Source organism: Sodalis ligni (assembly GCF_016865525.2).
Classification (GTDB): Bacteria; Pseudomonadota; Gammaproteobacteria; order Enterobacterales; family Enterobacteriaceae; genus Acerihabitans; species Acerihabitans ligni.
The window spans coordinates 3,758,761-3,774,841 of the sequence record NZ_CP075169.1 but is presented as its reverse complement, the minus strand read 5'-3'; the positions used below and the strand labels follow the sequence as shown (position 1 = coordinate 3,774,841).

13 protein-coding genes and 3 pseudogenes are annotated in these 16,081 nt (G+C 51.3%); 8 read left to right on the top strand and 8 right to left on the bottom strand.

All coding sequences use genetic code 11. The features are described 5' to 3' along the window. The first annotated feature begins 279 nt into the window (after positions 1 to 279). Positions 280 to 1,110, top strand: coding sequence for an SDR family NAD(P)-dependent oxidoreductase (locus tag GTU79_RS17595; RefSeq protein ID WP_203523273.1), 831 nt, complete (start codon positions 280 to 282; stop codon positions 1,108 to 1,110). A 93-nt stretch (positions 1,111 to 1,203) separates the two neighbouring features. Here GTU79_RS17595 and GTU79_RS17590 read toward each other — a convergent pair whose 3' ends face one another. Then, a complete protein-coding gene (locus GTU79_RS17590; RefSeq protein WP_214513205.1) occupies positions 1,204 to 1,686 on the bottom strand; it encodes a MarR family winged helix-turn-helix transcriptional regulator in 483 nt (160 codons plus the stop codon). Between the two features lie 63 nt (positions 1,687 to 1,749). Here GTU79_RS17590 and GTU79_RS17585 point away from each other — a divergent pair, with 63 nt between their 5' ends. The 5 genes from GTU79_RS17585 (at position 1,750) to dcuC (ending at position 6,168) form a co-directional block, all read left to right on the top strand. Further along, a complete protein-coding gene (locus tag GTU79_RS17585) occupies positions 1,750 to 2,685 on the top strand; it encodes a quinone oxidoreductase family protein (RefSeq protein WP_214513204.1) in 936 nt (311 codons plus the stop codon). Between the two features lie 210 nt (positions 2,686 to 2,895). Next, on the top strand, positions 2,896 to 3,114 hold the full coding sequence (locus GTU79_RS17580; RefSeq protein WP_214513203.1) for a MurR/RpiR family transcriptional regulator: 219 nt from the start codon (positions 2,896 to 2,898) through the stop codon (positions 3,112 to 3,114). Between the two features lie 67 nt (positions 3,115 to 3,181). Further along, entirely contained in the window at positions 3,182 to 3,751 is a 570-nt protein-coding gene (locus GTU79_RS17575; protein ID WP_214513202.1) for a MurR/RpiR family transcriptional regulator, read from the top strand. Between the two features lie 200 nt (positions 3,752 to 3,951). After that, positions 3,952 to 4,785, top strand: coding sequence for an alpha/beta fold hydrolase (locus GTU79_RS17570; protein ID WP_203523270.1), 834 nt, complete (start codon positions 3,952 to 3,954; stop codon positions 4,783 to 4,785). 12 nt (positions 4,786 to 4,797) lie between these two features. Further along, positions 4,798 to 6,168: a C4-dicarboxylate transporter DcuC gene (gene dcuC, locus GTU79_RS17565; RefSeq protein WP_203523269.1), complete on the top strand. Its 1,371-nt coding sequence runs from the start codon at positions 4,798 to 4,800 to the stop codon at positions 6,166 to 6,168. 117 nt (positions 6,169 to 6,285) lie between these two features. Here the strand turns inward: dcuC and GTU79_RS17560 are convergent. The 4 genes and pseudogenes from GTU79_RS17560 to GTU79_RS17545 all read right to left on the bottom strand — a co-directional run. Then, a pseudogene (locus tag GTU79_RS17560) lies at positions 6,286 to 6,390 on the bottom strand (hypothetical protein); the annotation flags it as partial. 20 nt (positions 6,391 to 6,410) lie between these two features. Next, positions 6,411 to 7,361: a transaldolase gene (gene tal / locus GTU79_RS17555; RefSeq protein WP_203523268.1), complete on the bottom strand. Its 951-nt coding sequence runs from the start codon at positions 7,359 to 7,361 to the stop codon at positions 6,411 to 6,413. A gap of 59 nt (positions 7,362 to 7,420) precedes the next feature. Then, positions 7,421 to 7,871: pseudogene (gene rpiB, locus GTU79_RS17550) on the bottom strand (ribose 5-phosphate isomerase B). 426 nt (positions 7,872 to 8,297) lie between these two features. After that, on the bottom strand, positions 8,298 to 9,626 hold the full coding sequence (locus tag GTU79_RS17545; RefSeq protein WP_132927685.1) for an MFS transporter: 1,329 nt from the start codon (positions 9,624 to 9,626) through the stop codon (positions 8,298 to 8,300). Between the two features lie 980 nt (positions 9,627 to 10,606). Between GTU79_RS17545 and GTU79_RS17540 the strand changes: the two genes are divergently transcribed. Then, entirely contained in the window at positions 10,607 to 12,229 is a 1,623-nt protein-coding gene (locus GTU79_RS17540) for a DNA/RNA non-specific endonuclease (protein ID WP_203523267.1), read from the top strand. A gap of 33 nt (positions 12,230 to 12,262) precedes the next feature. Next, positions 12,263 to 12,520 carry a hypothetical protein gene (locus tag GTU79_RS17535; protein WP_203523266.1) on the top strand — a complete coding sequence of 86 codons (258 nt, stop codon included), beginning with the start codon at positions 12,263 to 12,265 and terminating at the stop codon, positions 12,518 to 12,520. A gap of 260 nt (positions 12,521 to 12,780) precedes the next feature. Here GTU79_RS17535 and GTU79_RS17530 read toward each other — a convergent pair. The 3 genes and pseudogenes from GTU79_RS17530 to GTU79_RS17520 form a co-directional block, all read right to left on the bottom strand. Then, positions 12,781 to 13,210 (bottom strand): annotated as a pseudogene (locus GTU79_RS17530) (PTS mannitol transporter subunit IIA). 52 nt (positions 13,211 to 13,262) lie between these two features. After that, the gene (locus tag GTU79_RS17525) at positions 13,263 to 14,666 is read right to left on the bottom strand and encodes a sugar porter family MFS transporter (RefSeq protein ID WP_132927688.1); all 1,404 of its coding nucleotides are present in this window, start codon (positions 14,664 to 14,666) and stop codon (positions 13,263 to 13,265) included. A gap of 203 nt (positions 14,667 to 14,869) precedes the next feature. Continuing rightward, complete coding sequence (locus GTU79_RS17520) at positions 14,870 to 15,991, bottom strand: Gfo/Idh/MocA family protein (RefSeq protein ID WP_203523265.1); 1,122 nt, start codon at positions 15,989 to 15,991, stop codon at positions 14,870 to 14,872. Positions 15,992 to 16,081: the final 90 nt, after the last annotated feature.

Genomic DNA, 16,081 nt, shown 5'->3' with positions numbered 1-16,081 from the left:
CACACTGAAAGTGCCGATACAAGCGATGGCGCCACAAATTATAGGGCGATCAATACTATTGGGCAATAAATCCCGTCCAATCCCTCTCCCGTCTATAGCCTTTGCGCCAGCCGGCCTTTGGTACGCATTAAATTGTCAGGCTACGGCCTGTGCAGGGCGGCAGCAAGAGAATCAGGCAGCGAATGGGAAGGAACGTGTCTTTGCCGGTTTCGGCGCAGGCTTTAGTATCTGGCCCATGAGCTGCGATTCGCAGCTTCAGTCACCGGGGAGAAAACGTTAATGAAGACTTGGTTTATTACGGGTGCGAGTCGCGGACTCGGCCTCGAAATTGCGCGTGCAGCATTGGAAGCCGGACACAACGTGGTTGCCACCGCTCGCCGGCCCGGGCAAATACTTGCCGCACTGGAGGGATATGGCGCGCGGTTGTCTGCGGTTCAGTTGGACGTTACGTCCGATGCATCGGCGGAAAGGGCGGTGAACGCGGCGGTTGGGCAGTTTGGCCGACTGGACATTCTGGTCAATAACGCCGGCTACGGTCAACTGGGCGCGTTTGAAGAGCTGTCGCCAGAACTTATCCGTAAACAGTTCGAGACGAATGTGTTCGGCGTGTTCAATGTCACGCGAGCAGTGCTGCCCTTAATGCGAGCGCAGCGTTCCGGCCATGTCATTACCGTCTCTTCCACCTGCGGTATCACCGGATTTGACGGTGCATCCATCTATTGCGCGACGAAGTTTGCGGTCTCGGGCTGGTCCGAATCCCTGAGCATCGAACTTGAACCTTTCGGCATCAAGGCGACCTGCATCCATCCGGGGCCTTTTCGCACCGATTTCCTCGAGTCCACCTCGGTGAGCTATGGCGATCTCGTCGTGGATGATTATCAACAGTCGAGCCGGGCCAAGCGCGAGGCTCTAGATAATGCGAACCACAACCAGGATGGCGATCCGGTTAAATTCGGCCGGGCCGTGGTCAGGCTCGCTGGGGATGAGAAGCCGCCGGTGCGATGGGCGGCGGGAACGAACGCCTACGAGACGCTGGCGGCGCGGGCAGATGAGCTTCACCGCAGCGCGGGCGAATGGCGGGAGCTGTCGCAGTCAACCGATATCAAGTAAGAAAACAGAACCTTGCCCTGACTGTAAGCGTAAGCGTACTGGGCGAAATAGACAGCCCTTGGGATCGTGGACATTCCGGGGGCTGCCCTCGATTCAACCGGTTTTTTTTCCCTCCAGCGTGGTGAAATCCGCTATAAACTTTTTCAACAGTCTTTCCAGTTCACTGCTCTCATCATTTGGCCAGTTCCGGAAGATGCTGCCATAAATTTGTGCGCGCGTTTCATCAATTTTATCGGTCATCTTTTTCCCTTCTGCGGTAATGGCGGCTTCATTGATCCGTTTGTCCTTTACATTCTTTTGTCGCCGCGCCAGACCGGTTTTCTCTAGTTTTGCCACCTGACGGCTCACCGTGGTGTAATCACGGCCTACCCGGTCGGCGAGCTCTCCAACGCCCATTGGACCAAAACGGCTTATCAGCACCAGAAGTGGAAACAACGCGCGGTCAAGATGAATACCGGATTCTTTTATCATCACTTCATCCCGTTGCGGACGGTTAAAAGCACCGACGATAGCCAGCATATCATCATGTAATTCTTCGAAATTTGCGATTTTATGTGTATTTTGCACTTTTTTCATTGACGCCGTTCAGGTTAATGTGTGTATTATACACTTATATTTAATAAAGAGAAGGTGATAAAAATGAAAGCAGCCATTGTAAATGGGAAAGGTGAAACGCCGATCTACGGTGATTTCCGCGATCCACTCGCTGACGAACAGCATCTGGTGGTCAAGGTAAAAGCTGCCGCGATAAGTCAGTTGGCTAAAGCACGGGCTGCGGGTACCCATTACAGCTCCGACATACAATATCCGTTTATACCCGGGATCGATGGCGCCGGTTATCTCGGTAACGGCGATCCGGTCTTTTTTTTCGCATTTGGTTCTCCCTTTGGCAGTATGGCGCAGATGACGCTGGTTACGGCCAAAAGTATCGTGCCGCTACCGGGAACGCTTGACTTTTCAATGGCGGCCGCAATAGGTAATCCCGGTATGTCATCTTGGACGGGATTAACGCGCCGGGCGCAGCTGCGCAAAGGTGAAACGGTTCTGATTAATGGTGCCACCGGCACATCCGGCAGCCTGGCAGTGCGGATAGCCCGTCACTTGGGCGCCGGTAAAATCATTGCAACCGGACGTAATAAAGAAGTGCTGGAAAAACTCCGTACCCAAGGCGCGGATATCACTCTTGCGCTGGATGAATTATCGGCGCAACTGCCGGCATTGATGGAGGCGGGTATCGATGTGGTACTGGATTATCTCTGGGGACAGAGCGCACTGGATATCATGATGTCTGCCGTTGCCGGAGGCGACAAGGTGGTGCGCTTTGTGCAAATCGGCTCGTTGAGCGGCCAAGAAATTTCATTGCACAGCAAATTGCTGCGCTCTTCAGGGTTGACCTTAATGGGGAGTGGTCTGGGTAGCGTATCAAATGCAGAGTTGGTTGCTTCAGTGGGTGAACTCCTGCAAGCCGCTGCACAGAGCGATTTCTCCATTCCATTCCGTTTGCGTCCGTTAAGCGAAGTAGAAAATGCCTGGAATGAGGATGACAGCCGCTGCCGCACTGTGTTTACCCTCTGATATAGATGTTTTACTCCCACCGCTACAGCGTGTCCCCATTATTCCATTAGAGTTTCTGATGGGGGGACATGTATCCTGACACCAGGGACCGGACCGAACCCTGGGAATGAGAGATGACGCACATTCTGAAAGGGGAATTCCTAATTCCCCTTTAATAACTTTTGGGTTGCGTTATTAATATCTCAGGGATTTACATCGGGGAAGAATGGCATGAACAAAACAGAATTCTTTCAACGTGTCGCTCAATTGGATAATTTGACTGCGACCGATCGGCGCGTCATCGATTATCTTGACAAGCACTTTCTTTCCCTTCCGTACAGTAAAGTGGTTGATATCTGCAGTGAAATAAACATCGCAAAGTCCACCTTGGGCCGTTTCATGATAAAAATCGGTTTTAATGGTTTTCAGGATTTTAAAAAGCCACGATAAAACCCGAGCTTTACCGAAATATTTCCCTATAGAACGGTTTAATAAAGAAAATAATCTGCAAAGCGGCATGGCTTATGTGCAAAGGCATTTCTCCGACGTCACGGATAATATCACTGATACGTTGAATAAAATGAATGCTCAGGACCTTGAAAAGGCGATCGCACTGCTTTGCGACCCTGAAAAAAGGCTCTATGTTATCGGCAGCGCGAGCGCTAACGCACTGGCGGAGTATTTTTATTTGTTGGGCCGCTATATCAAGAAAGATATCGTGTTGCTTGATGCCAATATCGGTAATCTGCCCCATAAGCTGGTGGATTCCCGCCGGGGCGACGTGTTATTGGCCATTTCCTATTTCCGGTTTTCAAGCGTCACCACACGCCTGGTGCGATGGTTTCACCAGCATCGGGGAGATACGGTGGTGATAACCGACCGTGAGGTTAACCCCTTCAGCCATTTCGCCAGCGTGGTGTTGCTTACGGAAAGCCGGCATAAAGGGCTATTCAACAGCCGAAGCGCCGGCTTCGTTCTGATTGAAGCGTTGGTAAATTATATGGGAGAGGTGACAGGTAAAGAGCTGGGAGATAATTTCCAGGTGATGGAATCCTTATTTGAGGAATTTAATGTATTCAACAAATAATATGCGCTGACCGCGATTTCATTCCAACCATTGACCATCAGGCCGACGCCTTTAAATGTTTTTACGCGCTCCGGCTTTTACTTTATTAATAATACAGTACTCTCAGGCAGCGTGTTGCCGGTTATTGTATTGTCTAAGCATAGTACTACGGGATTAATTCAAGATAATTATTATCTAATTTACATTACAAGGTTCTAATTATGAATATTGAAAGTAAAGAGGTTCCTGCCTGTCCGCCACAGCAATTAATGGTCACCAGCCAGGGTATGCTATCGTATCGATGCTGCGGCAAAGGCGACGTGGTGATTTTCCTGCACGGACTGTTGGGCAGTTCAAAAGCCTGGGCATTCCAGTTTGCCGGGCTGTCCGGCGCTTATCATGTCGCTGCATGGGATGCGCCGGGGTATGGGGAATCCGCGCTGGTGCCGGCGGATATCGATGCATATGTCCTGGCATTACATGAATTTATCGGGCGATACGGCGATAAAAAAATAACTCTGGTGGGCCACTCCATGGGCGGGACGGTTGCCAGCCGGTACGCGGTGCGGTATCCGGAGAAAATACGGCGTCTGGTATTATCCTGTACGCATCCCGGATACGGAGCGCCGGAAAACGCGCCGGCCTCCGAAAAGCTGGAAAAGCGTTTGCGGGAGTTACAGGAAATAGGCCCCGAGGCCTATGGCTGGAACCGGGCCCGTGATTTATTGCCCTTTCCTGATATCCCGGCCGAGGTGCTGTCCTATGCGGCTCATATCGCCGCCGAGACCCATCCGGAAGGGCTCAGGCGCGCCTCGAGAATGCTACAGCTTGCCGATAACCGACCGCTGTTGCCGAAAATATCCCAACCGACGCTGATACTGACGGGGGAAAAAGACCCGGTGGTTCAGCCGCGGCTGACCGCCGACCTGCTGGCGGGGGTTGCTTTTACCCGGCATATCAAAATGCCGGGATTGGCGCATGCGCCGTATTTTCAGGCTCCCGGCTATTACAATTCTCTGCTGCGAGACTTCATCGCCAATGATGGCACGGAATAAAAGGAGGAGAGTATGGCCGGATTTATTATCGGGATGATTGTTACCGCCTTTGCCGCCTGGTTCATTATTAAAAATTATCAGCCGCAAACGGTGCTGCTGCTGGCGGGATTGAGCCTGTTGTTGATGACGGCGATATTTTTTCCGCAGCGCTCAATTTTATATGGCAAAGCGGTTTCCATCGGCTGGGTGGGCGGGGATATTTTCGCTTTTGTCAAAGAATCATTGACTACCCAGGTGGCCGGCGTGGGGTTGATCATCATGGCGGCCGGGGGATTCGCTGATTATATGGATCATATCAAAGCCTCCAACGCCATGGTGAATCTGTGCATCAAGCCGTTGCAAATGATAAAGGCGCCCTATGTCATTTTGTCCATAGGGTATATTTTGTCCCAATTGCTGCACGTCGCCATCTCCAGCGCCGCGGGTCTCGCCATGTTATTGCTGGTGACTTTTTTTCCGGTTCTGGTGCGCCTAGGGGTCAGCAAAGCGGCCGCGGCTTCCATGATAGGGATGTCGGCTTTTATGGATCTCGGCCCGGCGGTGGGCACCGCTAACCTGGCGGCCAAGCACGCCAATATGGAGGCGGCGGTGTATTTTGCCCATTACCAGCTGCCGGTTGCCGTCGGCGTTATGCTGACCGTGGCCATATTGATCTTTTTCACCGCCCGCTATTTTGATGCCAAAGAGGGATTTGCGGCCGGCGAGCAGGAACCGGAGCATCCCGCCGATGGGCCGGTTGAGCGGGTGCCGGGCTTTTATGCCCTGCTGCCGGTTTTCCCGGTGGTGCTGGTGCTGGTTTTCAGTCCCTTGATTGTCAGCAGTATCAAAATTGATGTGGTGACCGCCATGATAATCGGGGCGTTACTGGCCTTTTTCTGCGAACTGCTGGTGAAACGGGATGTTAAAACGGCATGCCGGGGCGTGCAGGTGTTTTTCAAGGGCATGGGCAATATGTTCGCCAGTATCGTTTCTTTGCTGGTGTGCGCGGATGTGTTTGCCCAGGGACTGCAAATCATCGGCGCCGTGGATTTTATCATCCATACGGTCCAGACCGCCGGCTATGGTTTTGCCAGCATGACCGTGGTAATGGCGCTGCTGGTGTGTGTGACCGCGGCCCTGACCGGGTCCGGCGTGGCGGCGTTTTTTTCGTTTTCCGGCCTGGCGCCGGGCATTGCGGCCAAATTCGGCGAAAACGCGGTACGCATGATTCTGCCGATGCAGCTTATGGCCGGGATGGGACGGGCCATATCACCGGTGGCCGGCGTCATTATCGCCGTCAGTAAGGCCGGCGAGTGTTCCCCGTTTATGATTGTCCGGCGGACCTTTATCCCCGCCATCGGCGGTATGCTGGCGATGCTTATCTGCAATGGCCTGCTGAACTGAGCGCGGCGCAGGATCCCCGCGGCTATCCGCCGGTTGACTGATCCCCGCCGCGCGTTGTCTTCTACCAGACCGCCTGAGTGCTAATACCGGCTTCTCTGGTTAAAGGCCGCACTCGGGGTCGTGGCAAGGGATGGTGGCGCCCGGATGACCGGATTTGGCCTTTTGTATCGCATCCATGCTAAGGGCGCGGATGGCGTTGGCAAGCCTTTTGCGGGATAACATAGCTATGTTATCCGGGATAATTACAGTTCAGCGGTCAGCAAGTCTTCCAGCTTGCGCTGGTCGACAGCAAACAGGCGGATACCTTCAGCGAGCTTTTCCACCGCCATGGCGTCCTCATTATGCAGCCAGCGGAACTCGGCCTCGGTCAGCGGCGAAGGTTGAAGAACGGCTTCAGCGCTGGGTATCAGCTTACGTTCAAACCCCTGGTCGCTTTGCCTGAGTTCTGCCAGCAGGTTCGGCGCAATGGTCAGCCGATCGCAGCCGGCCAGCGCCAGAACCTGTTGTACGCGGCGAAAGCTGGCGCCCATGATCACGGTTTCGTAGCGGTGCCGTTTGTAGTAGTCATAGATAGCGCGTACCGATTTCACCCCCGGATCCTGCTCGGGATCATAGTCGGCGGCCGGTTGCCTGGCCTGATGCCAGTCATAGATACGGCCGACGAACGGTGAAATCAAAAATACGCCCGCTTCGGCGCAGGCGCGAGCCTGGGCGAAGGAAAACAATAGCGTCAGATTGGTATTGATGCCTTCCTTTTCCAGCACTTCCGCCGCCCTGATGCCCTCCCAGGTTGAAGCCAGCTTGATGAGGATGCGGGATTTATCGATGCCTTGTTGCTGATACAGGGCTATCAGCTTGCGGGCCTTGGCGACGCACATGCCGCGGTCGAACGACATGCGGGCGTCAACTTCAGTGGAGATACGGCCGGGCACGGTTTTCAGAATTTCAAGACCAATATTGACCGCCAGCTTGTCACAGGCGTTGATGAGCCGGGTTTCCTTGCAGCCGCCCTGCTTGCGGGCGTAATCCAGCGCTTCGATAATCAGGGGCTTGTATTGAGACAGCGCGGCGGCTTTCAGGATCAGGGAAGGGTTGGTTGTGGCGTCCTGGGGTTCAAACCGGCGGATAGAGTCGATATCACCGCTGTCGGCAACCACGACGGTCATTTGCTTGAGTGCGTCTAATTGATTCATCTGGAAGTTCCTTAACTCAATCTAAAGAAATGAAACTAGGGTACCTCTGCACAGCGGTTTCAGTTCCGGCCGGCGAGGCGTTCGTAGTAGCCGATTTTTTCTACTTTGGGGGCTGAACCGCCACCGGCGAACTCGGATTCCAGCCAGGCTTCGATGATGGTTTTTGCCAGTTCCGGTCCGGTTACCCGCGCACCGAGAGTAATGATTTGCGCGTTATTGCTCTTGCGGGCCCGTTGTGCGGAGTAGGTGTCATAACATTGTGCGGCGCGGATACCGGGGACTTTATTCGCCACGATGCTCATGCCGATGCCGGTACCGCACAGCAGAATGCCGCGCTGATGTTTGCCTTCCTTAATAGCCAGCGCGACTTGAAACGCGATATCCGGATAGTCGCTTCCTTGGGGGATGTTGTAGTCAACCACCTCTATTCCTTTGTTTTAAGGAATTCCTTCAAAGAAGCTTAAGTTCCACGGCGGCGTCGTCACAGCCGATGGCAATCGAGGTTTTCATATCGTTCTCTCATATGTTCATATGTTCATAATGTGTTCTTATGATACATCGTTTCTTTTGCCATTTGCGAGCCATTCTTTTAGAGAAATTGCCATTATGCGGGGTATATCGCTATTTTTAAGCGACCAGGAGAAAAGGTTCGAGGTGTGTAGCGAAATTTATCCGTAGGCGTGGCAGTCTTTGTCAATAATTTGACTGTTCATATGTTTTATAGTTGTTCATATGGTTGATTGTCAGCGGTGGTTATACCATTCAATAATTTCTTACTTTAGAGAAGACGAGGCCGTAATGAATAGAATTATCAACGATCCAGACCATATGGTTGAAGACGCGATTCTGGGATATGTAAAGGCCTGCCCGGATGCTATGCCGCCACCGCTACCTCATGAATAGGGGGCGGTGACTTAAGGGGGGGGGACAACCCATTTAGTGTTCAGATTGCTGGTTGACTATAAGTCCTCCCTCATTATTGTTCACCCTCGGCCGGACGTTGTTTTCGGCGGTGGTATAAACAATTTTTGTCGTTTCCGGGAGCGCTTTTGGCAAGGTAATAAATTTCATCAATGCGCCGGCAAAGAGGTATAGGCCGGTATAAATCCAGATAACGCCGCCGCTGCCTAAGCTACCGATAAAGAGTCCCACCACGGCAGGACCGACAAACGTACTCAGCCCGGCGCCCAGATTCAGTACCGACATGGCCGCGCCTTTATTCTCCGGCGCCAGTGAAGGCATAATGGCCGACAGAGGAACAAATGCCGCAAGGCAGATACCGAATAATCCGGCGGAAATGACGGTGAGAAGATAGTTTGGCCCCAGGAAATGCGGGATATAATAAAACATCAGCGTGGTGATGGCACAACCGGCACAGCCAAACCACATCACGACATTACGCCAGCCCAGGCGATCGCTGATAATGCCGAAGATAAGATTGAAGATGATATTCATCGTCCATAAAGCCGCATACATTTGTAACCAATTGGCGCGGGTAAAACCGATCTCCATCATGTACATCGGCATAAATACCACAAAGCCATAGGCCGCCGAGGTATTTATGGTACGGACAATGCCTCCCAGGCCAATTTTCGGGTTTTCAAAGGCGATGGTGATGCCTTTGAGCACATACTTTATCGACGTTTTTTCCTGATGGCTGTCTTTACCGGCATGGCTCTCGCCCCGATTCAACAATAAAGCAATCATCGCGCCGATCGCGACGAATGCCAGCGCGCTCCAGAGAGTGTGAATCTCCCCCAGGTACGGTAATACAATACTGGAGTAAAGTACCCCCAGCACGCTCAGCCCGCCGCTGTAAACGAACCAGAAAATTCCCACCGCCGAACCCAATTTTTTCGGCGGCGCCTCATAGGCAACCCATACCAGGAAACCATAGGCAAATAACGGATATCCCAAACCGCGCAGCGCGTAAGTGGGGATCATGATAGAAAGATTATTGCTGGGCAGGCCGAACGACAGAAAAAAGACCGAACCGATGATGAATAGTATAAACCCGGTGAGCATGGTCCGGCGCGCGCCAAAGATTTCCGCCAATACACCGGAAAACCAGGCGGAGATGGCGGCAAAAAGACCATAAACACTGAATAACAGCGCGGCTTCCTGAATAGTCAATCCTTTGTTGATCAGATAGGGTGAAAGCCATCCTTGTTCCAATCCTTCGCCCATCATAAATACCAGCACGCCGGCATAACCTAGCATAAGCTTTGGCGACAGCCCAATCCGTTTGATCATTCCGTCTAGCATAGAACCCTCCAATCCGCTTTATTCATCAAGAATGTCCCGTTTACCCGATATATCCTGGCAAAACCAGGATGGCGAAGAACGTGCAGAATGTGATATAGGGCGTGCGGCCTACGGCAGCCTTTTGAACCCGGCCAGTGAGTGGCCGCTGGTAAGGGCGTGATAAACTTTCGGTACATGTTTTCGCTCTCGTCTTTATGAAAGGTTAAGATTTTTGATCATAAGTTATATACTTGAACATATGAACAATCCACTTAATCGCCTTTGTTGTCCACAGTGAAGATTTGAAAGTGTGATTTAGCGCATGAACCCGTTATAAAATAGACAAGTAACGCTATTAACTTTCTAAAATGTGATTTATATCGCTTTCTTGAGAGGCGGGCTGAGAGAAATATTATGTAATAAATGAACGTTAGTTGAACATATGATTGTGCGGTCTATCATAAATAAAAGCAACATCTACCTGAAATAGCACGTTATCCTGCGAATTCATACCCGCCGGCACAGCGCCAAGGAATAATTGAAAGCACGGTCCGCCATCTAAAGATGCGATAGCCCGTTTTAATAGCGGTTCGCTGCGGGGACACGTGCGGGAATATAGGGTAAAGACGGCAGAATATTACTAATGGTCAGCCCATACTCTTGAAAGTACCTTGGCCGCGGCCGGCCTTGCCGATATATTATGGCGCCCGCTAATATGGGCGGAAAATACCTCCGCTGAGGATTTGGTTCTTTTGCAACCTTATCAGCCGCCACCGCACCATAATCGCCATCAGCATATACTCTTCTATTTTATATTATTTAGTAAATTAGATAACCAAGCTTGCGCCGGGTCTCCGGCCGGGCAATGCAGGGGCGGACGATTGTTCATGAATAAGGGGTGATTCGCAAAATTCAAAATGGAACAGTTCGGGGTTGCCAATGGGGGCAGTGTTCCGCGATGATGGCGTAATGAGGGTATTCAATACAGGGAGGTTATAATCATGGGAGAACGCCGGATGGCCAAAGCTAAATCATCACGCAAGAAAGGCGGATCGCCGGGGCCGGATCTAGAAGCCCTGCGCAGGCACATACGGGCAAAGGGCGCCGACTACCTCAAGGATCCCAATATCACGTCCGTTGGCATTGGCTTGAAGAATGGGGATGGACCCGTTTGCATTCAATTCACCGTCGGAGCGAAGGGCGAATCCGCCCTACAGTCCCTCGGTAGCCTGCCGATTCCGCAGGCTATCGAAATCGAAGGCGTTATGATACCCACCGACGTAATACAGCGTTCTTATGATCCTTCGTTCAAGCTCGTCAAGCCGGAACAAATGGATGCGCGCCGGGAACGCATCGATCCCATCCGTCCGGGCGTCAGCGTTTCTCATCTGGCGGGGACGGCGGGGACGATCGGTTTGATTGTCTACGATCGCTCCACCGGCATGCCCGTCATTCTGTCGAACTGGCATGTCCTGCACGGGAATGCCGGTCAGGTCGGCGGCACCATCGTTCAACCAGGGCCTTTCGACGACAACAACACTGCCCGCAACGTGGCCGGCGAACTCCTGCGCAGTCATCTGGGGCCGGCTGGGGATTGCGCCCTTGCCGGAATCCGCCTGCGCGGGTATGACGCTTCGGTTTTGGAGCTGGATGTGATGCCTACCCGCATGGCGCAAGTCGAGCTCGGCGATCCGGTCGTCAAGTCGGGGCGCACCACCGGGGTGACCTATGGCAAGGTTCGCCGCATTGATGTAATGGCGCGTATCAATTATGGCCTTCCCAAGGGCGAGCAGGCGATCGGCGGCTTTGAAATCGGCCCCGATCCGGCTCATCCTTCCTCGGATGGCGGTATCAGCAAGGGCGGCGATTCCGGCTCGGCCTGGCTTATCGCCGAGAATGGCAAGCCGACCGATATCTTCGCGGGATTGCACTTCGCCGGCAACGCCGACGGCAATCCGGACGAGTACGCGCTCGCGTGCTATCCGGCATCAGTACAGAAGAAGCTCGACTTCTTGCTTACGCCGCCTCATTCTGATGCGAAAAATTTGCCTTTTATTGAAACGGCCGTTGTCCGAAACGGCTATGATCCTGATTTTCTCGGAATACCTGCTCCGGAACCAGGGCTTTCAACGGCCTTCAAGCGCGACGCGGTGAATTTCGGCCGCGGCCAGACCCTCCCCTATACCCATTTTTCGGTGTGCCTCAGCGCTGCCCGCCGCATGGCGCGCTATGTGGCCTGGAATATTGATGGCTCGCGGATGGTCAAGCTTCCCAGGCTAGGGTTTGCGCTTGATCCGCGCATCGACGGCAAATATCAGATTGGAGATGAGCTGTACAAGGACAACCGGCTTGATCGCGGGCATATCGCCCGCCGGGCGGATCTCTGCTGGGGCGATATTGAAGAGGCAAGGCAGGCAAACAAGGATTCCTTCTATTTCACCAACATTACGCCCCAGCACCAACGCTTTAACCAGTCGTCCCGCAAGGGCCTGTGGGGTGAGCTGGAGAACCTGGTTTTTGATCAGGCGGATGTGCAGGACCTCAAGCTTGCCATCCTTGGCGGGCCGGTATTCGGCAACGAAGATCCCGCCTACCGCGAGATACGCTTACCTCGCGCCTTCTAGAAGCTGATCGCTTATCGGGCCGGTGATGGTCAATTGCGCTGCTCGGCTTTCGTTCTTTCGCAAGACAATCTGCTAAACGATCTTGAAAGCCTCGACCTGGACCCTTTTCGCATCTACCAGGTCAGCGTGCCGCAGCTCACTGCACGAACCGCGCTCGACTTCTCCGCCTATGGGGCGGTTGATGTCATGCAGCATCCCGAAATGGCGACTACCGGGCAGGGTATCAACGCTTTTATGCGCGAGCCGAGGACCATAGTGGAAATCAGTTCCAGCGCCGAGATCGTTTTTTAACGACAACGGCGGTCAAGACACTAATACGCTGCTGCTAAAAAAAATGATAATCCTGACGCGCTGGCAGAGCGCTTAATCATGGACTGGCATTTCATTGCACGGGCCAGTGGTTAGGTAACCGACGGCAATCGCCCGCGCCAGGGCCGGTTTAGGATAAGTAGGGCAAACAAATGGGAATTCGAGGGATAAAAAGAGGTCTACTCATAGATACCGGGGTACGGGTCGGTATCTATGAGTATGCAGATTAACTGAAATTACACCTATCCTCGATTTAGCACTCGAAGAAAATCCTCTTTATTTGAGATGAGTGATAATGCATTTGCTATGATCTCATCACTAAAAATCGATGCGACTTGTTTTAGCACATCTATATGCTCCTTTTCTTTAGCAATAACACCAATAGCGATAAACATGACATTGTTTCTGTCCCAGATGACGCCATCCGGAAATTGAAAAATCTCAACGCCTTTTTTGATAATGATATTATTGGCCGATTTTGGCAGATGAGGAAGGGTAATACCATTCCCTAAGAACGTCGATACCTGTTGCTCTCTTTCGTTGAGAAAAGCAGCGCAGGCCTGGTTTACGTATCCCTTTTCCAAAAATCCTCGCCACCATATACAAGACTTCAGCTTTGTTTTTGGCTTGACAACCTAAGTGAAGGTTATCGATTGAAACATTGTCTATCATAATCTGTCTCCTTTACGATATAATTTATATTGATTTCGCATAGAGCACCTTTTTACTTGCCAGAAGACAGCTCTTCTTCTAATTGTTCCAATGATTTATTTGATGTTTCCGGTAATGCGAATATGACAAATAAAATTACCAGATAGTTGATGATCGCAAAGATCAGGAATACGGGCCCTAAACCGAGTTTGGCCTGAAGGACCGGGAATAAATAGCTAACAATGGCATTCATGATCCACATAAAAAATACCGAAATGCCCATTGATAGCCCGCGAAATTTCAGTGGGAAAAGTTCAGCCAATACCACCCAGGTAAGGAACCCCATGGTACCCTGCATGACGCCGACAAATAATGCTCCTAGCAACCAAATAGCCGTGGCTTTCAAATCACCCGTAAGGTAATAGTCAACGCCCGCTATGATAAGATGCAACGTTGCCATAAGGGCGAAACCAGAAATAATCAGCGTCTTGCGCTTAAACCGGTCAACCAGAAACACCACCCCAATAACCATGCCGCCGACAGAAAAGACACCATTTAACACATTGCATATTAATGAAGTTCTTTCGGAAAAACCTGCTGTTCGCAGTATTTCCGTACCATAATACATGATGACATTCACCCCGGTTGTTTGCTGCAAAGCTGCCCAGGCGATACCAACCAGGAGTAGTTTGAAAATCCAGGGCGTGTTAAGAATAATTGACAGCGATCCTCCGGAATGCAGCTTTTTTTCTGCTTCAATATTAATTAATGTTACGATATCTTCAAATTCCTTTTTTGCTCTTTCTACGGGTCGAATTTGTTTTAAAATTGCTAAAGCTTCTTCCTTACGATTTTTACTCACCAGCCAGCGGGGGCTTTCCGGTGCGCGCCACATGCCGATAAGCAAACTCATGGCGGGTATTGCCTGGACTATTAACATATATCGCCAAACGTTAGGCAGGTGCCCCCAGACGTAGCCAATGATGGCATTGATCGCAAAGGCGGCCAGCTGGCCGATGACAATGGCTACTTCATTCAAGCCGGTGAGTTTCCCTCGCATTTCCGTCGGCGCAACTTCAGATATGAATGTTGGCGCCGTGACCGATGCTCCCCCTACGGCATAACCAAGTAAAAAACGGGCAATCAATAGGATGGTGATCGTGGGTGATAATGCAGAGATCATGGCGCCGAAAAAGAAAACAAAGGATAGATATAATAGATATTTACGACGTCCAAAATAATCGGACAGCTTGCCGCCACAAATACTGCCAATAGCGGCCCCGATTAACAGTACGCTCATGACGAGGCCTTCTGTCGTCGGTGTGAGGGCCATACCTTCCTTTAAGGAAGGGAAAGCACCATTAATAACACCCGTGTCATAACCGAAAAGCAAACCGCCAAAAGTAGCAACGAGCGTTATTTGGTGTAGCCGTTTTCTTTGGTCTATATTGAGATCTATATGAGAGATAAGAGTCATTTTTCTACCTTTTTATTTTATTCTCTACCGGCGGCTAAAATATCTTTAGCCGCCGGTAAATTAAAGGTGATGAAGGGGTCGAGTGTTCTTAATTATTTCCTTAATTAAATTTATATTACATACATATGAGTCAGCAGTGAGATTGATTCCGGTGCTACCACTGGTTTGATTTCTCACCCTTGCCCCTTCGCCATTATCGAATTCTATAGCTGGACCCACCGGCGTTCCTGCGCTGACTGGGCAATAGCTTCCAGCACTTTTGAAACCCGCAAGCCTTCTTCAAAGTCGGGCCACAATTTATCGCCGGCTGCTATACCATCAATCAAATCCCTGATTTCGATCGTCTTCTGATCGTTAAAACCAAATCCATGCCCGGCAGAGACACAGAAAGGGGCATAGTCAGGATGTGAAGGTCCGACCAAGATTGTTTTGAAACCCTGCCTTTCCACGGGCTCATCATGCCGATATAGTTTTAATTCAGCCATTCTCTCCTGCGTATAGGTAATCGATCCCTTCGTTCCGGTGACCACATACGTTAATCCCATCTTGCACCCGCTGGCGATCCGTGATGTTTCAATCACGCCCATGACACCGGACTCAAAACGGATTAACGCGCTCGCTTGGTCCTCATTTTCCACTTTGGCCCGTTTAGACGGAGCTTGAGGATCGGGGCGTTCAGCGATAACAGTTTGCATATCGCCGGCAACCTCACGGATATTGCCGATAAGGTAATGAGCCATATTAACAATGTGCGCCGCAAGATCCCCCAGAGCGCCCAGGCCGGCTAATGCTCTCTTGCAATGCCAATCAATGGGCGTCTGCGGGCTGGCTAAATAATCCTCGTTATGCGTCCCGTAAAAATGCACTATTTCGCCAATTTCACCATTTTCTATGATCTGCCTGGCGAGCTGTGCCGCCGGGTTTTTCATATAATTAAAACCCACCAGCGTCTTGACGTTGGCTTTTTTGGCGGCTGCAACCATCTCAGCGGCGTCGGCCGCAGTCAGCGCCAAAGGCTTTTCGCTATAGACATGTTTGCCATGCTTGATGGCTTCAATAGCGACCTCTTTATGAAGAAAGTTGGGCACACAAATATCAACGACATCAATGCGCGGATCGCTTACCAACTGATGCCAGTCAGCTGTAAAACGCGTGAAGCCAAAGTCCTTTGCTTTTTTTTCCGCCAGGTCTTCATTTATTTCCGCCAGCATTTCTTTGACTATTATTCCTTTTAACGGAAAAACAGTGGGAGCCTGGGCATAGGCAATTGCATGGCAACGGCCAATATAACCCGTACCCACTAATCCAATTCTGACTTCTTTCATGAATGATTCTCCGTACTTTTATTTTGCCCATCAAATGCGTCATAGGGGGCAACCGATAACCACGGGGCAAAAAACGCCTGGCGGAAAGTA